The sequence below is a fragment of the Tabrizicola sp. genome (assembly GCF_051645465.1).
GTDB lineage: Bacteria > Pseudomonadota > Alphaproteobacteria > Rhodobacterales > Rhodobacteraceae > Tabrizicola.
In genome coordinates this window covers 1-19,463 of record NZ_JBOFBI010000139.1, presented here as the reverse complement: position 1 = coordinate 19,463, position 19,463 = coordinate 1, and the positions used below count along the sequence as shown (strand labels likewise).

At 63.7% G+C, this 19,463-nt stretch carries 18 protein-coding genes and 1 tRNA gene; 7 read left to right on the top strand and 12 right to left on the bottom strand.

Features of this window, described 5'->3' with window-relative positions:
* Positions 1–12 precede the first annotated feature (12 nt).
* The 3 genes from yidD to rpmH are packed head-to-tail and all read right to left on the bottom strand — an operon-like array spanning position 13 to position 833.
* Positions 13–261, bottom strand: a complete 249-nt coding sequence (gene yidD, locus ACRCSW_RS08470) for a membrane protein insertion efficiency factor YidD (RefSeq protein ID WP_438704194.1) — start codon at positions 259–261, stop codon at positions 13–15.
* Positions 258–665, bottom strand: coding sequence for a ribonuclease P protein component (gene rnpA, locus ACRCSW_RS08465; protein WP_438704192.1), 408 nt, complete (start codon positions 663–665; stop codon positions 258–260). The genes yidD and rnpA overlap by 4 nt, the downstream gene beginning before the upstream one ends.
* A 33-nt stretch (positions 666–698) precedes the next feature.
* Positions 699–833: a 50S ribosomal protein L34 gene (rpmH, locus tag ACRCSW_RS08460; RefSeq protein WP_103259146.1), complete on the bottom strand. Its 135-nt coding sequence runs from the start codon at positions 831–833 to the stop codon at positions 699–701.
* A gap of 237 nt (positions 834–1,070) precedes the next feature.
* Here rpmH and ACRCSW_RS08455 point away from each other — a divergent pair, with 237 nt between their 5' ends.
* The 5 genes from ACRCSW_RS08455 (at position 1,071) to ACRCSW_RS08435 (ending at position 5,615) form a co-directional block, all read left to right on the top strand.
* Positions 1,071–1,823, top strand: a complete 753-nt coding sequence (locus ACRCSW_RS08455; RefSeq protein ID WP_438704190.1) for a TVP38/TMEM64 family protein — start codon at positions 1,071–1,073, stop codon at positions 1,821–1,823.
* The gene (locus ACRCSW_RS08450; RefSeq protein ID WP_438704189.1) at positions 1,824–3,239 is read left to right on the top strand and encodes a dihydrolipoyl dehydrogenase family protein; all 1,416 of its coding nucleotides are present in this window, start codon (positions 1,824–1,826) and stop codon (positions 3,237–3,239) included. It abuts the gene before it with no gap.
* A gap of 93 nt (positions 3,240–3,332) precedes the next feature.
* Positions 3,333–4,673 (top strand): sensor histidine kinase, encoded by a 1,341-nt coding sequence (locus ACRCSW_RS08445; RefSeq protein WP_438704233.1) that lies wholly within the window; start codon positions 3,333–3,335, stop codon positions 4,671–4,673.
* A gap of 49 nt (positions 4,674–4,722) precedes the next feature.
* A tRNA-Arg gene (locus ACRCSW_RS08440) sits at positions 4,723–4,799 on the top strand.
* A 543-nt stretch (positions 4,800–5,342) separates the two neighbouring features.
* On the top strand, positions 5,343–5,615 hold the full coding sequence (locus tag ACRCSW_RS08435) for a hypothetical protein (protein WP_438704187.1): 273 nt from the start codon (positions 5,343–5,345) through the stop codon (positions 5,613–5,615).
* Here ACRCSW_RS08435 and ACRCSW_RS08430 read toward each other — a convergent pair.
* The 9 genes from ACRCSW_RS08430 to ACRCSW_RS08390 form a co-directional block, all read right to left on the bottom strand.
* A complete protein-coding gene (locus ACRCSW_RS08430) occupies positions 5,599–6,432 on the bottom strand; it encodes an alpha/beta fold hydrolase (protein WP_438704186.1) in 834 nt (277 codons plus the stop codon). The genes ACRCSW_RS08435 and ACRCSW_RS08430 overlap by 17 nt on opposite strands.
* 20 nt (positions 6,433–6,452) lie before the next feature.
* Entirely contained in the window at positions 6,453–7,313 is an 861-nt protein-coding gene (locus tag ACRCSW_RS08425) for a 3-hydroxybutyryl-CoA dehydrogenase (protein WP_438704184.1), read from the bottom strand.
* Between the two features lie 67 nt (positions 7,314–7,380).
* Positions 7,381–8,034 (bottom strand): 3-oxoacid CoA-transferase subunit B, encoded by a 654-nt coding sequence (locus ACRCSW_RS08420; RefSeq protein ID WP_438704231.1) that lies wholly within the window; start codon positions 8,032–8,034, stop codon positions 7,381–7,383.
* Positions 8,035–8,043: 9 nt separating this feature from the next.
* Positions 8,044–8,697 carry a CoA transferase subunit A gene (locus ACRCSW_RS08415; RefSeq protein WP_438704182.1) on the bottom strand — a complete coding sequence of 218 codons (654 nt, stop codon included), beginning with the start codon at positions 8,695–8,697 and terminating at the stop codon, positions 8,044–8,046.
* Entirely contained in the window at positions 8,694–9,872 is a 1,179-nt protein-coding gene (locus ACRCSW_RS08410) for an acetate/propionate family kinase (protein WP_438704180.1), read from the bottom strand. Before ACRCSW_RS08410 ends, ACRCSW_RS08415 begins: the two co-directional genes overlap by 4 nt.
* Positions 9,869–11,245 carry a bifunctional enoyl-CoA hydratase/phosphate acetyltransferase gene (locus ACRCSW_RS08405; RefSeq protein ID WP_438704179.1) on the bottom strand — a complete coding sequence of 459 codons (1,377 nt, stop codon included), beginning with the start codon at positions 11,243–11,245 and terminating at the stop codon, positions 9,869–9,871. The genes ACRCSW_RS08410 and ACRCSW_RS08405 overlap by 4 nt, the downstream gene beginning before the upstream one ends.
* 1 nt (position 11,246) lies before the next feature.
* Positions 11,247–13,769, bottom strand: a complete 2,523-nt coding sequence (locus ACRCSW_RS08400; protein WP_438704177.1) for a DUF3141 domain-containing protein — start codon at positions 13,767–13,769, stop codon at positions 11,247–11,249.
* Between the two features lie 11 nt (positions 13,770–13,780).
* Positions 13,781–14,545, bottom strand: coding sequence for an enoyl-ACP reductase FabI (gene fabI / locus ACRCSW_RS08395; RefSeq protein WP_438704175.1), 765 nt, complete (start codon positions 14,543–14,545; stop codon positions 13,781–13,783).
* 502 nt (positions 14,546–15,047) lie between these two features.
* Complete coding sequence (locus ACRCSW_RS08390; protein ID WP_438704174.1) at positions 15,048–15,605, bottom strand: TetR/AcrR family transcriptional regulator; 558 nt, start codon at positions 15,603–15,605, stop codon at positions 15,048–15,050.
* A gap of 197 nt (positions 15,606–15,802) precedes the next feature.
* Here ACRCSW_RS08390 and ACRCSW_RS08385 point away from each other — a divergent pair, with 197 nt between their 5' ends.
* Positions 15,803–16,261, top strand: coding sequence for a (2Fe-2S)-binding protein (locus ACRCSW_RS08385; protein WP_438704230.1), 459 nt, complete (start codon positions 15,803–15,805; stop codon positions 16,259–16,261).
* A gap of 4 nt (positions 16,262–16,265) precedes the next feature.
* Entirely contained in the window at positions 16,266–18,455 is a 2,190-nt protein-coding gene (locus ACRCSW_RS08380; protein ID WP_438704172.1) for a molybdopterin cofactor-binding domain-containing protein, read from the top strand.
* Positions 18,456–19,463: the final 1,008 nt, after the last annotated feature.

Genomic DNA, 19,463 nt, shown 5'->3' with positions numbered 1-19,463 from the left:
TCCGGGCAGCGCCTAGCGCTTTGCGTCGTGTTCGGGGTCGGCGCCCGGCACCGGGTCATAGCCGTGCCCGCCCCAGGGGTGGCAGCGACAGATGCGGTGGGCGGCGAGGTAGCTGCCTTTCAGCGCCCCGTGCCGCTCCAGCGCCTCAAGTGCATAGGCCGAGCAGGTCGGCTGGAAGCGGCAGCCATGGCCGACCCAGGGCGAGAGGAGCAGGCGGTAGGCCCGGACCGGCAGGGCGACGATCTGCGCAAGGGGGGTCACCCCTGCCCCCGATGGACCGACCGGAGCGCCTGTTCCAGATCGGCACGCAGGTCGGCGTAGGCGCGGGTCACTGTCGCCTCGGGGCGGGCGACCAGCACGTAGTCCCAGCCGGGTTGAGCAAGCGGCGCCAGAACCTCACGGGCAAGGGCGCGCAGTCGGCGTTTGGCGCGATTGCGCAGAACGGCGTTGCCGATCTTCTTCGACGCGGTGAAGCCCACACGTGTGAGGCACTGCCCATCCGCCCGATCCCGGGCTTGCAGCAGAAACCCGTTCGTGCCCTGCCGGCGGGCCGAGGCGGCTTTCAGGAAATCGGCGCGCTTGTCCAGTACGCAAAGCGAAACCGCCGGAGACCCCGCAGGCGCTTCGGCAACGTTGCCTTGGCCCTTGGTCTCCGGCGGTGTCATGTCACTACCCCTGACGCCCCTAAGGGCGCGCAATCAGGCGGTCAGCTTGTGACGGCCCTTGGCGCGGCGGGCAGCCAGCACAAGGCGGCCGTTCTTGGTGGCCATGCGCGCGCGGAAACCGTGGCGGCGCTTGCGAACCAGGTTCGACGGTTGAAAGGTGCGCTTCATCGCGGCTCTCCATCAGATTTGGCCCGAACCCCGCATGGATTCGAGGGCCTTCAAACTTGAAGACCGTCCTTTACGGGCGCTTTCGCGGCAAGTCAACGCGTTCGGCGCGGATTTCCTGCAACAATTCGGGGTGAAACGTCCCGAAGTGTTTCATCCGGGGCCTGCAGCGGGTGTTGCGCTTCAAGGCCGCGTGAAACCCCTGTCGCATAGCCGCGTCCTGCGCCATGTTCGGCGTCTATGCAAGGAACGAATGTGTCTCCTGTTGACCAAAGATCGCCTGAGGGGACCCGCAGCAGCTGGCTGCGTCGCTTGCCGATTCTCGTCATTCTGGCCGTGGCTTTGGTGGGAGCCTTTCTGCTGCGGGATCAGTTGAGCTTTGACGCCTTGGCCCGCCATCGCGAGGAGCTTATGGCGTTCCGCGATGCACATTACCTGTGGGCCGTCGTGGTTTTCCTTGCGGCTTACGTGGCAATCGTCGCCCTGAGTCTTCCGGGTGCAACCGTGGCCACGCTGGCGGGCGGCTTCCTTTTCGGCCTGTTCCCGGGAGTTTTTTTCAACGTGCTTGCGGCCGGGACGGGGGCCATCGCGATCTTCCTTGCCGCACGAATGGGGTTTGGCGCCGACACGGCGGTCAGGATCGAGACGGCAGGCGGGCGCGCGGGCAAGCTGCAGGCGGCGCTGCGCGAAAATGAGTGGTCGGCTCTGTTGCTGATGCGGCTGGTCCCGGCCGTACCGTTCTTTCTGGCCAACCTGATCCCGGCCTTTGTCGGCACCCGCCTCTGGCCCTTTGCGGTGACGACTTTCCTGGGCATCATCCCCGGCGCGTTCGTCTTTACTTCGGTTGGCTCGGGTCTGGGCAAGGTTTTCGCCCTGGGTCAGAAGCCGGACCTGGGTGTCATCTTTACACCTCCTGTCCTCCTGCCTCTTCTTGGCCTTGCAGTGTTGGCAGCCCTGCCGATAGCGTTGAAGCTTCTTCGAAAGGAGCGCTGAATGCCGCAGATCAAGACGGATATCTGCGTGATCGGTGCCGGCTCTGGCGGTCTGTCCGTCGCCGCGGGGGCGGTGCAGATGGGCGCGCGGGTCGTGCTGATCGAAGCGGGCGAGATGGGAGGCGACTGCCTGAACGCGGGCTGCGTGCCGTCGAAGGCGCTGATCGCCGCCGCCAAGGCCGCCGAGGCGCAGCGACGCGGCTTTCGCGGGGTTGCAGCGGTCAAGCCCAAGGTGGATTTCGGGGCGGTGAAGGACCACGTGGCCGCGGTGATCGCCCAGATCGCGCCGGTCGACAGCCAAGAGCGGTTCGAGGGGCTGGGCTGCACGGTGATCCGCGCCTTTGCCCGATTCACCGGGCCGCGGGAGGTGGAGGCCGGGGAGCACACCATCCGGGCGCGGAGGTTCGTTATCGCCACCGGCTCGCGTCCTTTCGTGCCGCAGGTTCAGGGGATCGAGACGGTGCCCTATCTGACCAATGAGACGATCTTCGGCTTACGCGAGCGACCCGAGCATCTGATCGTCATTGGTGGCGGGCCGATCGGTGTGGAGATGGCGCAGGCGCATCGCCGTCTGGGGAGCAAAGTCACGATTGTCGAGGCCGCCAAGGTTCTGGGGCGCGAGGATCCGGAGCTGGCCGCCGTTCTGATCGAGGCGCTGGAGGCCGAGGGTATCGACCTGATAGATGGGGCGCCGGTCGTCCGGCTGGCGGGGAGCGCCGGGGCTGTGGAGGTTACGCTGGGCGACGGGCGTCAAGCGACGGGCAGCCATATCCTTATGGCGGTGGGGCGGAAGGTTTCGGTCGAGGGCATGAACCTTGAGGCGGCGGGGATTGCCTACACGCCAAAGGGCATCACGGTGGATGCACGGCTCCGAAGCTCGAATCGGCGGGTCTATGCGGTGGGGGATGCGGCGGGTGGCCTGCAGTTCACCCATGTCGCGGGCTGGCATGCGGGGATCGTGATCCGGCAGGCGGTGCTGGGACTGCCCGCCAAGGCCGACCTGCGCGCCGTTCCGCGTGCGACCTACACCGACCCTGAACTGGCGCAGGTCGGGCTGACCGAGGCCGAGGCCCGCGCGGCACATGGCGCGGCGCTGACCGTGGTGCGGGCCGAGTTCCACCACAACGACCGGGCGCAGGCCGAGGGCAAGGACAATGGCCTGATCAAGGTGATGATCGTCAAGGGACGGCCGGTCGGCGCCTCGATCGTCGGGCCTCAGGCGGGGGAGTTGATCGGGCTTTGGGCGCTTGCGATCAATGCAAAGCTGAAGATGTCGGCGATTGCGGGCATGGTCGCGCCCTATCCCACCCTGGGAGAGGTTTCCAAACGCGCGGCGGGGGCCTATTTTGGCCCGCAGCTGTTTGAGAGCCCCACGCTGAAGCGCATTGTGCGCCTGATACAGCGCCTGGTGCCTTAAGGCCGGACAAGGAAGGTTCGGGTGACCGAAAGACGCAAGAGTTTTCTCAGCACACTTTCGGGGCGCTTCCTGATCCTCACAGTCATCTTCGTGATGCTGGCCGAGGTCCTGATCTTTGTGCCCTCGATCGCCCGGTTCCGCGCCGACTTCATGCTCACCCGGCTGAAGCAGGCGCAGATCGCCGCCCTGACCCAGCTTGCGGCCGAAGACATGGTGTCGCCCGAGCTTGAGGCCGAGCTTCTGGCCAATGCCGAGGTCTACAACGTCGTTCTGCGGCGCAATGAGGTTCGTCAGCTGGTCCTGTCCTCGCCGATACCGGGCGAGGTCCATGCGAGCTACGATCTTCGGATGGCCGGGCCCTGGGAGCTGATCCGCGATGCGTTCAGCGTTCTGCTTGATCCGCAGAACCGGCTCGTGCGGGTGATCGGCTATCCGGTGCAGGATGCCGGAACCCTGATCGAAGTGACGATGGAGACGAAGTCGCTTCGCGATGCGATGGTGGACTATGGTTTGCGCATTCTGGCGCTTTCCGCGCTGATTTCGATTGTCACGGCGTTCCTGCTGTTCCTGGCGGTGCGGCGGCTGCTGGTGATGCCGATCCGAAGGGTCGTGCGGCACATGCAGGCCTATGCCGAAGCGCCGGAGGATGCGCGGCGCGTGATCGAGCCGACCGCGGATGTTGAAGAGCTGCGCGCGGCCGAAGAGGCGCTGCAGTCGATGCAGACCCAGCTGACGGGGGCGCTGCGCCAGAAGGAACGGCTGGCGCAGCTTGGGGGGGCGGTCGCGAAGATCAGCCACGATCTGCGCAACATCCTGACGACCGCGCAGCTTTTCGCAGACCGGATCGAGGGCAGCGCCGATCCGGTGGTGGCAAGGGCCGCGCCAAAGCTCGTCGGATCGATCGGCCGGGCGGTATCGCTGTGCGAAGCCACGCTGACCTTCGGCAAGGCCGAAGAGCCCCCGCCACAGCTGCGCCGCCTGAACTTCGCCAAGCTGGCCGACGATGTGGTCGAGGGCGAAGGCCTGGCCAGCGCCGGACAGGTGACCTGCCTGATCGACGTGCCGCCGGGGCTGGTGATCCGGGCGGACGAGGAACAGCTTTACCGGGTGCTCGCAAATCTGGTCCGCAACGCCCGCCAGGCGATCGAAGGAAAGGGCCAGCCCGGCACCATCGAGATATCGGCGGGCGAAGCCGAGACCGAATGGTGGATCCGCGTCGGGGATACCGGCCCGGGCCTGCCGCCCAAGGCGCGCGAGCACCTTTTTGCGGCCTTTCAGGGCGGCGCGCGGAAGGGGGGTACCGGCCTTGGCCTTGCCATCTCGGCCGAGCTGATCCGCGGTCACGGCGGCCGGCTCGAGCTTGCCCGCAGCGACGAGGACGGGACCGAGTTCGCGATCCACCTTCCGAAGCAAACGACCGATCAGACAGCGTGAATTCGCCCTTGCATTGCGTGTCCGGCAAGGCTACATCGCCGGAGCTTGCGGACCCGTAGCTCAGCTGGATAGAGCATCAGACTACGAATCTGAGGGTCGGGCGTTCGAATCGCTCCGGGTCCGCCACCCAGTTCCATCTGTTAGATGGCTTTCCGTTTTCTTGGGGATTTGTCACGTCTTTCCCGTCGGTTGGCCGAAGGCGCGTACCGTAGAAACGCACTGTGTAGGCTGTGGTGGGCCTCGTTCGCCGCTCGGTCGTTAGAGACGAAGTGGGGCCATCCGCTTTTCGGTGGATCTGCATTGAATCGAGCTGCCAATCGTTGGGGCCGAGCTGCGACTTTTACGTGATGAGGCTCAACCCACCGATCCAGCGTGAGCGTTAGTCCATTTTGATCAGCCGGGACCACTTGTGGCGAGTAAAGCCGAGTAGTCCGCCAGCTGCGCATCCATAGGCCGGATCAACTTGGACTTGCCCGGGCAAGTCCAATCCAGCTCCACACGGGATCGGGCGTGTGAGCGCAAACTGAGCTGAGATATCCGCCTGTAGGTTCGATTCATGGCGCGTGTTTCTTGCAGAACCGTTGTCGGAAACGGCGTATCGATTGCTGTGGTGGATGCTGCCGGATACGACCTCTGGCGACGTATGGACGGCTACCGCAAACAGGCGACGTGGCAGCGGCAGTTTCTGTCGTGCGATCCGGGCTTCAGGTTATGGTCGGCAGGACGACGCTTGCGGCGAACGGCCACAACATCAAGCCTTCGACGTTCGGCATTACGAATGGGCAAGCCAGCATTCTGCCGGATTTCGCGCGCCGCCCGCCTATCGTTGACCCGGATGATCATCATCTGCAGGTCAACCTCGGCCCCGCGACCGAGAACGTACTCATCGCTGCCGCAGCGTGTTTTCAGGCAGATGAAGTGGCAGTCACGCCAGGCAACTAACCGCGCCCAGCCACCGCTTTATCAGTCCAGTCGCCTCTGGTTCGTCGAGAAATGGGATGTGGCCTCGCGCCGGTACTTCGGCAAAGAACATGTCTGGGCGGCGGCTGCGCATCTCCTCCACCGTGGTGGCGCTCAGCACGTCCGACGCCGCGCCGCGGATGAGCGCGAGCAATAGCCCCTCACATGCGTCGAAGAGCGGCCAGAGGTCGGGAAAGGGGGCGGCCATGGCGGCGTCGAAGGCGATGCGCAGGGCTGGATCATAGGTCAGCCCGACGCGGCCGTCGAGCTGGACGTAGTGGCGGATGGTTTCCTCTTGCCAGCGCAGTGCGGGTACTTGGTCAAAGCCTGGCATGGCGGACGGCATGCGATCGGCGATTTCCGTGAGCGTCGGAACGGTCGGTTCGATCCCGACATAAGTGCCGATGCGGAGGAGGCCGTCGCGTTCGAGTACCGGGCCTACGTCGTTAAGGCAAAGGCCCAAAAGCCGGTGCTTTGCGGTTGCGGCAATCACCATGCCCAGCAGCCCGCCCCGGGAAGAGCCGATGATGGCCGCGCGGTCGATCTGCAGATGGTCGAGCAGGGCCAGGGCGTCCATCGCCTCTTGCGCGACGGTGTAGGTCTCGGGTGCCGACCAGCCGGAATCACCCCGACCACGGCTGTCGAGGCGGATCAGGCGGATATCGGGGGGCAGGTGGCGGGCGAGATAGTCGAAATCGCGGTTGTCGCGGGTCAGGCCCGCGAGTGCCAGAAGCGGCAGGCCCTGGCCGTCAACGCGATAGGCAAGGGCTGTGCCGTCTTCGGCCTGGAAGGTCTGCATCCCCCGCCCTTTGCAGGAAGCTAGCGCTGATGGTACTCGGCAAAGCCCTTGCCGGTCTTGCGGCCAAGGTAGCCAGCGGCAACCATCTGCTTCAGAAGCGGGCTTGCGCGGTACTTCGGATCATCGAAGCCCTGGTAGAGGGTTTCCATGATGTTCAGGACGACATCAAGCCCGATCAGGTCACCAAGGGCGAGCGGCCCCATCGGGTGATTGGCGCCAAGTTTCATCATGCTGTCGATGTCTTCGGCGGTGGCAAGGCCTTCATAGACGCAGTTGATCGCTTCGTTGATCTGCGGGGCGAGGAGGCGGTTGACGATGAAGCCGTAGCTGTCCTTGGACACGCGGGGGGTCTTGCCGATGGCGAGGGTGAGGTCGGTCACAGCATCGGACACCGCATCAGTGGTCTGAAGCGCCCGGATGATTTCCACCAGCTGCATCATCGGGACGGGGTTGAAGAAGTGCATGCCGATCACCCGGCCGGGATGCGCCGAGGCTGCGGCAAGCTCGGTCAACGAGATCGAGGAGGTGTTGGAGGCAAAGACCGCATCATGGCGGCAGATGCCGTCGAGGCGCTTGAGAAGCTCGGTCTTGATCTCGACCTTCTCGACGATGGCCTCGATCACGAGGTCGCGGTCGTCCATGAGGTCGAAGACGGTCGTTGTTGCGATCAGCGCCATGGCCTGGGCTGCTTTCGCCTCGGTCAAAGTGCCTTTTTTCACCAGGCGGGACAGGCTGGTCTCGACCGTCTTCCGCGCCCGGTCAAGTGCTGGTTCGGCAAGGTCCTGCACCAGGACCGGATAGCCAGCCATGGCGAAGACCTGGGCGATGCCACTGCCCATGGTGCCGCCGCCGATCACACCGATTTTCTCGATCTTCAGCATCGCGTGCTCCTTTGAAACAGGATCTGACCGATGGCAATTGCTGCGCGTGGCCCGGGCATGTCTGGCCTCAGATCAGGGTCATTTCCGGCACCTCGTCGGGGACGACGAGCGCGGCTTCGGTGGCGGAGCGGATGTCGTCGATGCTGACGCCGGGCGCGCGTTCCCTAAGGACAAGGCCTGCGCCGGTGGGTTCGATGACGGCAAGATCGGTGACGATAAGATCAACGCGACGGAGCGCGGTCAGGGGAAGCGTGCAGCGGGGGACGATTTTCGAGTTCCCCTTGGCGGAGTGCTGCATGGCCACGATCACACGGGCAGCCCCGGTGACAAGGTCCATCGCGCCGCCCATGCCGGGGACCATCTTGCCCGGCACTTTCCAGTTCGCCAGATGCCCTGCCTCATCAACCTGCAGGCCGCCGAGCACGGTCATGTCCAGATGCCCGCCCCGGATGAGGCCAAAGCTCATGGCGCTGTCGATGCTGGCGGCGCCTGGCACGGCAGTCACGAAGCCGCCGCCTGCGTCGGTCAGGTGGTGGTCCTCCATGCCTTCGGGCGGGCGGGCGCCAAGGCCGATGACGCCGTTTTCGGCCTGGAAGAAGACGCCGAGGTCGGCGGGCACGAAGTTCGCGACCATCGATGGCAGCCCGATCCCCAGGTTGACCAGCGTCCCCGGCATGATTTCCCGTGCGACACGGCGGGCGATGAGTTCCTTGGCGTCCATCATGCCCCCTTACGCTGCGCGGATCAGCAGGTGATCGACCAGAACGCCCGGGGTCTTGACCGCGTCGGGCGGGATCACCCCCACCGGCACGATGTTTTCCGCCTCAGCGATCACGGTGCGACCGGCCAGAGCTATGATCGGGTTAAAGTTGTGGGCGGTCAGCATGTAGCTGAGATTGCCGATATAGTCGGCCTGCCAAGCCCCGATCAGCGCGAAATCGGCCTTGAGCGGAGTCTCGACAAGGTAACGGTTGCCTTCGACCGTGACGATCTGCTTTCCCTCCTCGACCTCGGTGGAAAGACCGGTAGGGGTGAGGATGCCGCCAAGCCCCATGCCACCCGCGCGGATGCGTTCGATCAAGGTGCCTTGCGGGACCAGTTCGCAGGTGATCTCGCCCGAGATCATCTTGGCCTGCGTTTCGGGGTTGAGGCCAATGTGGCTGGCGATGACATGGCGGACTAAGCCCGCGCTGATCAGCTTGCCGATGCCTTTGCCGGGCATGGCGGTGTCGTTGGCGATGACGGTTAGCCCGCCGATGCTGCGCGCTACGATGGCGTCGATCATACGTTCCGGCGTGCCCACCGCCATGAAGCCGCCGATCATCAGGCTTGCGCCTTCGGGGATCAGCTCTGCAGCGGCTTCGGGTTTCAGACAGCCCTTCACTCTGCCGCCTCCTGCAGGCCAACCGCCGCGCGGGCGGCGCGGGCGATCACCAGTTCCTCGTTTGTCGGGATCACCATGACTGTGGTCCGGGCGATATCGGAGGAGATGACTCGTTCGTTGGCCGCATTCCTGGCGTGGTCAATCTCGATCCCCATCCAGTCCAGCCGTTCGCAGATGCGGGCGCGGATCAGGCGGGAGTTCTCGCCGATGCCACCGCAGAAGACCACGGCGTCGATCCCGCTCAGGGCTGCGGCCATGGCGCCGAGTTCGCGCTGGCAGCGGAAGACGAAGTAGTCGATGGCCTGCATAGCCTCGGGCGTACCAGCGGCTTCCAGTGTACGCATGTCGTTCGAAAGGCCAGAGAGGCCGAGGAGACCGGATTTCTTGTAGAGAAGGTCCGATATCTCGGTCGCTGTCATGCCCTTTTGGTCCATGAGGTACAGAAGCACCCCCGGATCGACCTGCCCGCAGCGGGTTCCCATCGGCAGGCCGTCAAGCGCCGAAAAACCCATGGTCGATGAAATCGAACGACCGTTCGTGATCCCGCACATCGAGGCGCCGTTACCCAAGTGCGCCACGACGACCCGGCCTTCGGCCAGTTGCGGTGCGGTGCGGGCGAGTTCGCCAGCGATGTAGTCGTAGCTGAGCCCGTGGAAGCCATAGCGGCGCACGCCTTCGGCATACATCTCGCGCGGGAGGGCGAAAGTGTCGTTCACGAAGGGCTGGTTGCGGTGGAAGGCGGTATCGAAACAGGTCACCTGCGGCACGCCGGGAAAGGCTGCCATCGCGGCGCGGATGCCTGCAAGGTTGTGGGGCTGGTGCAGGGGGGCAAAGGGGGAAAGTCTTTCAAGATCAGCGAGAAGGTCATCGGTCACCGTGGCAGGCGCGTCGCGGTCTGCCCCGCCGTGGACGACGCGGTGGCCGATGGCGACAAGGTCAAGGTCGGAAAAGTGGGCGCGGAAGCCGTCGATCACCGCGGCCATTGCGCCCGCGTGATTGGTCAGGTCGCCGGTGGTCTCGATAGGGGTACCCGATGCGTCTTTCAGCTTCAGGACGCCCTCAGGCCCGATGCGATCGGCGAGACCGGTCGCAAGGGGCGTTTCTCCGTTTTCGGGAAAGAGCGAGACTTTCAGCGACGAGGAGCCCGCATTGAGCGTAAGGACGGCGCGGGTCATTTCTTCGCCCCGGCGAAGTGGTGGATCGCCGCCACGGCGCAAGAGGCAAGGCGGGACATCTGGCTGTCCGAACGACTGTTCAGGATCACCGGAACCTTGGCTCCAAGCACCAGCCCCGCGCCTTCGGCATGGCTGATGAAGGCAAGCTGCTTGGCCAGCATGTTCCCGGCATCAATGCCCGGCACGACCAGGATGTTTGCCCGGCCTGCGACATTGCCCTTCAGACCCTTGGTCCGCGCGGCGGCCATATCGACGGCATTGTCCATGGCTAAAGGCCCCTCGACCTGCCCGCCGGTGATCTGGCCCCGGTCGGCCATCTTGGACAGAAGGGCCGCGTCAATCGAGGACTGGATCGCGGGGTTCACGGTCTCCACCGCCGAGAGGACGCCGACGCGCGGGTCCATGCCCAGCGAGAGGGCTAGGTCTATGGCGTTCTGACAGATGTCCACTTTTGTCGGAAGATCGGGGGCGATGTTGATCGCGGCGTCGGTCACGAACAGCGGCTCGGGCTGGCCCGGCACGTCCATGACGAAAACATGGGTGAAGCGGCGTCCGACACGCAGGCCAAGCGCCTTGTCCACCATGGGTTTCAGAAGGTCGTCGGTGTGGAGATGCCCTTTCATCACCGCTGCCACGCGTCCCTCATGCACCAGCGCGCAGGCCCGCTCGGATGCGGCGATGTCGCCGGTGACGTCGACGATCTCGATGCCGGTCAGGTCCGCACCGATCTCGGCCGCCGCCGCGCGGATCGCCTCGGCGTTACCGACAAGGATCGGCGTGATGATGCTTTCCTTGGCCGCCAGAAGCGCGCCGCCAAGCGAGTTCGCGTCATCCGGGCAGACCACCGCCGTCGGCAAGGCAGGCAGCGGTCGGGCGCGGTCCAGGATCGCCTCGAAATGGCGGTGGCGTCGGACGATAAGGCCGGGGACCTCGGCGTCCTCCTGGTCGAACTTCTCGGTCGGGGCCAGCACCTCGGCCTCGCCCGAGACGATCAGCTTGCCATCGCTGGCATGGCGGACTTCGGTCTTCAGCCGCACCACGCCATCGGCTTTCGACATAACCTCGACCCGGACGATGATCTCCTCCCAGGCATGGGCGCGGGCGTGGAAGTCAAGCGACTGGCGGCGGTAAAGCGTACCAGGGCCGGGAAGCTGGGTGCCAAGGACTGCCGAGATCAGCGAGGCTACGAACATGCCCGGCGCGATCCGTTCGGTGGTACCGTCCCCGTCAAGATCGCTGTCGGTAAGGTGCATCGGGTTCGAATTGCCCGAGGCGGCGGCAAAAATGTAGATGTCATCCGCGGTGATCAGGCGACGCAACTCGGCACTGTCGCCGGGCTGCAGTTCATCGAACGTCTTGTTCGCAAGATGCATCTCAAATCTCCGAGCCGGCGTCTGTCACAGGTTGGGGCTTCCGCCGAGGGCGGCCGTTGCCGTTTAGCGGGGGCGCTCCGGCGGTGACCGTGGCTTCGGTCGCTACGGGAGGCTCGACGGTAGCGTCAAGTTCGGCGGCGGCCAGCGGATCCACGGTAACGCTTTCTGTCAGGGGCTCAAGGTCCAGCACCTCGCGGAAGCGCTGGAGGAGCGAGAGGGTGTGCGGCGACATCTCCTCGATCTCGCCGGGGATGTACTGGACGACCTGGAGGGCCAGCTCGCGCTCGGCCTTGTCACGAAGGAGAAGCGGCAGGGTGTCGATGGCGCTTTCGGTCTCGAAAGTGGCGATGAGGGTCTGCTGGTGGATGATCATCGCCCGACGCTCGGCGCCGAGACTGCGGAAGGGTTCGTCCTGGGTCAAAACCTTGGCCGAGCGTTCCAGCCGGTCGCGGCGCACGGTGCCGCGGTTGTCGGCCAGAAGGACCAGCATCCGGATGACGGCCTCGGGGAAGCCGCCCTGTTCGATATGCATCAGGGCCGTTGCCACTTCCGGCAGGCCGCGCAGCTCGCCATGGCTTTTCAGCGTGCGGCGCGCCTCATGGGTGCGGCCGAAGGCGCGGGCCCAGGGGCTACCCCAGACCGAGTGGAACGTAAGCTCGAACATCAAGTCCCGGCTATCGCGCATGAAGTCGATCATGTTTTCGGTGGTCTGGACCCAGAACGCCTCGGCGGCAAGGAAGGGATTGCTGGCCGCGGCCTTGTTGCGGTCCGCCTTGACCTTCTCGGCGGCCGCCTCGACGCCTTGAATCACCGGGTTGCGGCTGGAGATGAGCGCCCGGGTCAGCCGTGCCGGATGCAGCGCGCGGGACATTTCGGCCCCGGTTTCCGTGACCAGCGCTTTGACGACCGGGCGAAGCACGGTGTCATAAAGCTGCGCCTGCACCTCGGCGGCGCGGGCGACGGCGGCGAAGGGGCGTTCGTCACCCACCGTGTCATCCAGCGCGCGGATGTCATCGAGCGTGCGCTCAAGGAAGCCCACGGTGAAGTGCTTTTTGCCATCCTTTTCGGTCACATCCTCGATGCGCATTTCGTAAAGACCGGGGGCGAGGGCTTCGATGGTCTTCAGGGTCGAGGCGACTTCGGAGTGTTCTTTCTTGGCGATCTGGGAGGAGACGAAGATGCCAAGGTGGCCGACCTGCTCATGCACCATATAGATGATGCGCTGGCCACGGACACGAATCTCGTCGACATCTGTATAGGTCTCGGCGATCCAGTTGAGCGCTTGCTGGGGCGGTGTGATGTTGTCGCCGTGGCTGGCGAAGACGATGATCGGCGCGCGGATGGCCTTGAGGTCAACATGGCGGCCGGGCTCGATCCGGGCTTCGTTCTTGACCAGGCGGTTGCCGACGAAGAGCTGCTCGACGATCCATTTGATCTCCGCCTCGGTCAGCAGGAAGAACCCGCCCCACCATTTTTCGAATTCCAGGAAGACCTCATCGCCCTTGTCGATGTCGCGGAAAAGGTCTGTGTACTTGCGGAACAAGGTCCGAGCGGGGTTCATCATTTCGAAGTTCTGCACCAGATGCGCGCCGTCGAAGATGCCGCCGCCGATGTCGGAGAGGAACATCGGGATCCAGGTGCCGCCAAGGACGCCCGCGTTGTAGCGCATGGGGTTTTCACCGACCTTGCCCGCCCAGGGCGCCACAGGAGCGCCGTTGATCACGATGGGGCCGGTCAGGTCGGGGTTGGTCGCGGCCAGAAGCAGCGTCGCCCAGCCGCCCTGACAGTTGCCGGTGATCACGGGCCGCGAGGCGTTGGGATGGCGCCGCATCACCTCACGCACGAACGCGGCCTGGGTGCGGGTGACGTAGGACAGGAACTGGCCCGGCTCGGGCTCGCGCCGGAAGGCGACGAAATAGACCGGGTGGCCATCGCGCAGCGCCACGCCAACCTGGCTGTCAGTCTTGAAACCGCCGATGCCAGGGCCGTGGCCCGCACGGGGGTCGATGATGATGTAGGGGCGGCGGTTGTCGTCGACCTTGACACCTTCGGGTGGGGTGATCTTCAGAAGAATGTAGTTCGATGGATAAGGCATATCCTTGCCGTCCATGACCACCTCGTAGTCATAGATCAGGACCGGCGGGCAACCCGCTTCCTCATGCTCAAGGAAAATGTCACCGCGTTTGCGCAGCGTGTCCATCGTCAGGATCATCCGCTCCCACGCATCGCGCATGTATTCGGCATAGTCCGCCCCAAGCCGCCCGTCGGCCTGCGCGGTCCGCAGGTTCTCCATCAGCTCGTTGGCCTTTTCCAACGCCTCTTCGGTACGGCGAGAGTGGGTCTCGGTGATCCGAGCCGACTGACGCGAGGCGGCTGTCGTCAGGATATTGAAGGTGGCCGACCCGGCCTCGATCTCGTCTTCGGCCGTTTTCATACCGTTTCGCATCGCGGCAAGCATATCGCCTTCGGGACGGGGCACCTGCGGCTGGCGGGCAGGGTCGAAGAGATCAAAGACACTGGTCATGGAAACCCCCTTCAGGCGGTGATTGAGAAGCCGCCGTCGATGTCATGGACACCGCCGGTCAGATTGCGGGCCTCGGGCGACGCGAGGAAAGCGGCCATCGCGCCGACATCCTCAATCGTGGCCAGCTGGTGGGTCGGCGCCCTGTCCGAGGCGGCAGACAAGAGTTCGTCGAAATGATCAATGCCGCTGGCGGCGCGGGTCTTCAGCGGGCCGGGCGAAAGCGCGTGAACGCGGATGCCCTTTTCGCCGAGTTCGGCCGCAGCATACCGCACCGAGCTTTCCAGCGCGGCCTTGACAGGGCCCATCATATTGTAGTGCCGCACCACGCGGGACGAGCCGAAGAAGCTGACCGAGAGGCAGCACCCTCCGTCTGGCATCAGAGGTTCGGCCAAACGGATCATCCGCAGGAAGGAATGGACCGAGACATCCATGGCAAGGCTGAACCCATCAGCCGAGCAATCGACAACCCGGCCGTGCAGGTCAGGTTTCGGCGCGAAGGCGATGGAATGGAGGAGCGTGTCGAGCTTGCCCCAGCGCTGCGTGATCGTTTCGAACAGCGCTTCGAGTTCGTCGGGTTCGGCCACATCGAGTGGCGCCATGATGTCGGCACTGAGCTCTTCTGCCAACGGGCGGACGTAAACTTCGGCCTTCTCATTCAGCCAGGTGATAGCGAGATCGGCCCCCTGCGCCTTCAGTGCCCGGGCGCAGCCGTAGGCAATGGAGTGTTTGTTGGCGATTCCAACGACGAGCGCTTTCTGACCTTCGAGAGAAAACATCGGCGAACTCCGAACCGAGTTACCGGTTCATGGTTCCGACAGTTGCGTTTCAGTAAATCGATGGTTTCATGACGGCTGCATGATGCAGTCGCAAAGACCTGCCGAAAGGCTGAGATCGACCAACGAAGTGACTTCAACTACACCAAGAGTGTGCGGATCTGTTACCGGAAGAGCAGCGGCAGCCGAAGGCAAGTAAGGATGACCGCGCAGGGCTGCAGCAGATCGTCTCAGACGTGACGATTAGCGAGACGGTCAGCATGTGGACGCCTCCGGTTCCAGAGAAAACGCGACTGGATCGGCTCGTTGCGGACATTCGCTCCCCTTGACCCTCCGTACCGCAGCGTCACGAAAAGCCAACATTCGAATACGATTTGAGCCTGTCCAAAGCCAAAGGCAGCGCCAGCCGGGCTGTAGGCCCACACTCAGCCAGGCGATGCCAAGCAAAACTCGCCCTCAGCTAAAGCCATAGCTGGCCCGTAGCGGCCGCAGGCATCGATGATCCCTAGCGCTCGGTCAACTTGCGTGCTGTTTCAGCTGCGTGGCCGACCGGCGCGTCGCGGCCAAAAATGCGTACGGCGATCCAGATGCCTTCCATCAAGAGGAAGATATCACTTGCCGCACGTTCCGGATCTACAAGGTTCTGCTGCGAGGCATAGGCCTTGTACCGGTGAAGCGTGGCGTCCTTTGCCTGCCGCGCTGCCTGATAGACGATGTTGGTCGGGTCAGGGAATTCGCTGGCTCCAATCTGAAACGGGCAACCAAAACAAGAACTCTCACCGGCTCGCCTGACTGCCGCCTCTACCAGGGCAACCAACGGATCGGGTCGGCCTGAAATGGCGGCCGCCTCCCATTTTGCACTTTGAACCGCCGCCTGTTCCAGCAAGGCGACGATCAGCTCATCCTTCGAGGCAAAGTGATTGTAGAAGGACTGCTTGGCAACGTCGGCTTCAGCGATGATCCGGTCTATGCCGATCGCGCGAAAGCCGTTCTCATAAAACAGCCGCCATGCCGTCTTCAGAATACGGTCGCGTGGCGAAAGCTCGGCAGGACGAAAAGACATTTGCAGGCTCGTTCACTTCAATGAGAGCGGCAGTTTGCCGCTTGACGAATCTTTAGACAGACCTGTCTAATTAGACAATATTGTCTACTCAAAATACCTCATCAGATTTTTGCACGGAAACCGAACGCCAGGCAACCCCGCAGTGCGCCGAACAAGGCGCCCCTGCTGATCAACGTCCAAGCCAGAAAGGGCCGATGATGACCAGTTTTACGTTGAACGGACAACCCCAGCAGATCGACGCCGACCCCGAAATGCCACTTCTGTGGGCCATCAGGGACATGGTCGGGCTGACAGGCACCAAATTCGGTTGTGGCCAGGCGCTTTGCGGCGCCTGCACGGTGGTGATTGACGGCGTGCCCAGCCGGTCGTGCCAGACGCCGCTGTCCTCGGTCGAGGGGCTTTCGGTAACGACCATCGAAGGCATGACCGGACGGGTCACCGAGGTCGTCCAGCAGGTGTGGACGGCGCTCGATGTCCCCCAGTGCGGCTACTGCCAGTCGGGGCAGGTCATTGCCGCAGTTGATCTTCTGACGAACAACAAGGCCCCGACCGACGCCGATATCGACAGTGCGATGTCAGGGAACCTGTGCCGTTGCAACACCTATCACCGCATTCGTGGCGCGATCCACGAAGCCGCAAAACTGCTGGAGGCATGATCCGATGCTGCCCAATATGTTGAACCATGTTCTGAGCCCCGCGAGCAAACTGCCCACCTCGCGCCGCGGCTTTCTTCTGGGCGTCACGGCTGTCATCGGCGGCTTCATGGTCGGCTTTCGGCCGGCCTATGCGCAGGACCTGCCTGGCTTCGTGACACCGCCGCCCGCCGATCAACCCGTGATGCCGTATCTGCGGATCAACGCCGACAACACCGTCACGGCGATTTCGGCGCACTTTGATATGGGCCAGGGCATCTACAGCGGAATCGCAACGCTGATCGCGGAAGAGCTGGATGCCGACTACGCCCAGATGCGCGCCGAAGGTGGTTATGGCGAGGCGTATGGCAACCTTAACTTCGGGGGTGCCATCCAGCTTACGGGTGGTTCGACCGGCATGGTCTCGTCCTTCCTGCGCTATCGGCAGGCGGGTGCTGCGGCCCGCGCGATGCTGGTTCAGGCGGCGGCAGGGCTGTGGGGGGTCGATGCTGGCTCTGTTACGGTTTCCAAAGGCGTCGTCACGGCGGGAGACAAGAGCGCGACCTTCGGCGAACTGGCCGAGGCTGCTGCGGCCGTCCCGGTGCCTGCTTCGGTGACGTTGAAGGACAAGTCAGCCTGGACGATGATTGGGAACCCGGCGCAACGGCGCATGGACTCTGCCGAGAAATCGAACGGCGTGCAGCAGTTCACCGTCGATCTGCAACTGGACGGCATGCTGACGGCGGTGCCGATCCATCCGCCGATGTTTGGCGCTACCGTGCGGTCGTTCGACGCGACGGCGGCCAAAGACGTTCCCGGTGTCATCGATGTGGTTGCGCATCCGCGCGGGCTTGCCGTTGTTGGGGAACATATGTGGGCCGCATTGCGTGGGCGGGAACTTGTGACGGTCGATTGGGACGATAGCCCCGCCGAAAAGCGTTCGACCGGAGAAATCGAAGACGCCTACCGCACCGCGATGGCCGGCCCGCCCGAAATGAACGTGCGCAATGACGGCGACGTCGATGCCGCTTTCGCCGGGGCGGCCAAGGTGCTGGAAGCATCGTTCGAGTTTCCGTTCCTGGCGCATGCCGCCCTTGAGCCCTTGAATGCCGTTGCACGCTTCAACGAAGACGGCACGGTCGAGGTTTGGGGCGGGCATCAGGCACCCCTGTGGCACCAGATGGCGGCAGCGGAAGTGGCGGGCGTCACGCCCGACAAAGTCATCCTGCATATCATGAAGACAGGCGGCGGTTTTGGCCGCCGTGCGACGTTTGACAGCGATGTCGTGGTCGAGGCGGTCGCCGTGGCCAAGGCGGTCGGCCGCCCGGTAAAGATGCAATGGACGCGCGAAGACGACATGCGTGGCGGGCGCTATCGTCCGGCTTTCATGCATGCGATGCGGGCGGCTCTGGATGATCAGGGCCGCCTGATCGGTTGGCAGAACCATATCGTCGGGCAGTCCATCACGGCGGGCACGGCGTTTGCCACACCCGGTGCCGCGGACAATGCGTCGATCGAGGGGGCAAACAACCTGCCTTACGCGATCCCGAACATGAAGGTCGATCTGACCAACATGGTCACCGGCGTTCCGGTTCTGTGGTGGCGGGCCGTCGGATCGACGCATACTGCCTATGCCGTCGAAGCATTCCTTGACGAAGTGGCCGAGGCTGCGGGTCAGGATCCGGTCGAATTCCGCCTCGCGATGCTGGCCGACCACCCCCGCCACGCCGCCGTTCTACGCGAAGTTGCCGACAAATCGGGCTGGGCAACACCTGCGCCGGAGGGGCGGTTCCGGGGTGTGGCGCTCGCGGAAAGCTTCAACACGATCGTGGCGCAGGTGGCCGAGGTTTCCGTGACGGACGGGAATGTAAAGGTCGAACGCGTGGTCTGTGCGCTTGACTGCGGCGTGGCCGTCATCCCCGATCAGGTGAAGTCCCAGATCGAGGGCGGTATCGGTTTCGGCCTCGGGGCCGTCCTGAAGTCGCGGATCACGTTGGAGGGCGGACAGATCGTCGAAGGTAACTTCGATGGCTACGAGGTGCTGCGGATCGACGAAATGCCCCTGGTAGAGGTGCACATCGTCCCTTCCGATGGCTATCCCACAGGCGTCGGCGAACCGGGAGTGCCCCCAATCGGACCAGCGGTTGCCAACGCCTGGTATGCGGCGACAAAGCGACGGATGCGGGTCTTGCCATTCAATGACGCCCGCAATGCGTGAACGCCCGTAGTGCGACCCAAAAACGCCGCGACCAGCGGCGTTGGTGGGAATAGCAGAGGGCATGCCGCCCCAGCGCTTGCCGTTGGAGCGGCTCCTATGTGCTAGCCAGCGAGACTTGGTCGGACTTGGGTCTGCCGGGCTGCAAGTGACCGACGAAGTCTATCCGGCCCTCAGCTGCGGTCCAGACCAAGCTGGTTTCTGAGATTTCCGATGGTGGAGCCGAACAGGGCGAAGGTCGCTGCAGCGACACGAATGACACTGCTTTGATTGATCTTTCTGTTCTTTCCGGATCGTTGTCGTTGCCAGTAAGTGCCGAGGCGCCAATCGTGTGTTGACGGCAAGCGTACCAAGCCCACAAATGGCGGATTCTACGTGATGCCGCTGCGTTCAAGCTTGGCCCATGTATGGACGTCATCGAGAGTTGCCGCCTGAAGTTCCGCGACCGTGCGATACGGCGCAAGTTCGAACAACGTGGCGAAACGAGGCGTAATGTTCCAAACATCACAGCTCGGTGGGTTGGCGTTGCAGGTAACCCGACACTTCATGGAACCTGTCTCGCAATTGAGTCGTTGGCGCCTCCCGGCATTGCTGTAGATGCCGCCCCAATCGACGAACTTGCTTCGGTCGATTCGGGCTGGACCGAGAATGCCGCTGAAGGTCTGGTCTTCGGATGCAATTGAACACAGACCGGTTGCGGACGGGCTTTGTGCGGCAAGTCCACGCTTACACCATTACGTGCGTTGCGTCAGTTCGTTGTCACTGTGCCCGTCTGCACGCCCGAAAGACATCAACCTGTGGCAACCAGAACATCAACCAAAGGCCAGCAGAACGCCACGAAGGTTCACTGACGCCCGCGTAGAGCCCGCCTAGTTGTTTGATCCCGGAGTTTGGTGGTGCATTGTTTTCCCCGGCATGGAGGGATGCGCTATGGGACAGGTTCCGCACGGGAGCGCCACCACGACAGAGGCAGTCCGTCGAGCGATACAGCATAGTCAAGAGAGCCTGAGA

Excerpts from the sequence above, each read along its gene's own strand:
- ACRCSW_RS08390 (WP_438704174.1), bottom strand. The coding sequence starts at position 15,605 with ATGTCTTTTCGTCCTGCCGAGCTTTCGCCACGCGACCGTATTCTGAAG.
- ACRCSW_RS08450 (WP_438704189.1), top strand. The coding sequence starts at position 1,824 with ATGCCGCAGATCAAGACGGATATCTGCGTGATCGGTGCCGGCTCTGGC.
- ACRCSW_RS08425 (WP_438704184.1), bottom strand. The coding sequence starts at position 7,313 with ATGCTGAAGATCGAGAAAATCGGTGTGATCGGCGGCGGCACCATGGGC.
- ACRCSW_RS08405 (WP_438704179.1), bottom strand. The coding sequence starts at position 11,245 with ATGCATCTTGCGAACAAGACGTTCGATGAACTGCAGCCCGGCGACAGT.
- rpmH (WP_103259146.1), bottom strand. The coding sequence starts at position 833 with ATGAAGCGCACCTTTCAACCGTCGAACCTGGTTCGCAAGCGCCGCCAC.
- ACRCSW_RS08430 (WP_438704186.1), bottom strand. The coding sequence starts at position 6,432 with ATGCAGACCTTCCAGGCCGAAGACGGCACAGCCCTTGCCTATCGCGTT.
- ACRCSW_RS08380 (WP_438704172.1), top strand. The coding sequence starts at position 16,266 with ATGCTGCCCAATATGTTGAACCATGTTCTGAGCCCCGCGAGCAAACTG.
- ACRCSW_RS08385 (WP_438704230.1), top strand. The coding sequence starts at position 15,803 with ATGACCAGTTTTACGTTGAACGGACAACCCCAGCAGATCGACGCCGAC.
- ACRCSW_RS08420 (WP_438704231.1), bottom strand. The coding sequence starts at position 8,034 with ATGGACGCCAAGGAACTCATCGCCCGCCGTGTCGCACGGGAAATCATG.
- rnpA (WP_438704192.1), bottom strand. The coding sequence starts at position 665 with ATGACACCGCCGGAGACCAAGGGCCAAGGCAACGTTGCCGAAGCGCCT.
- fabI (WP_438704175.1), bottom strand. The coding sequence starts at position 14,545 with ATGTTTTCTCTCGAAGGTCAGAAAGCGCTCGTCGTTGGAATCGCCAAC.
- ACRCSW_RS08410 (WP_438704180.1), bottom strand. The coding sequence starts at position 9,872 with ATGACCCGCGCCGTCCTTACGCTCAATGCGGGCTCCTCGTCGCTGAAA.
- ACRCSW_RS08400 (WP_438704177.1), bottom strand. The coding sequence starts at position 13,769 with ATGACCAGTGTCTTTGATCTCTTCGACCCTGCCCGCCAGCCGCAGGTG.
- ACRCSW_RS08455 (WP_438704190.1), top strand. The coding sequence starts at position 1,071 with ATGCAAGGAACGAATGTGTCTCCTGTTGACCAAAGATCGCCTGAGGGG.
- ACRCSW_RS08445 (WP_438704233.1), top strand. The coding sequence starts at position 3,333 with ATGCTGGCCGAGGTCCTGATCTTTGTGCCCTCGATCGCCCGGTTCCGC.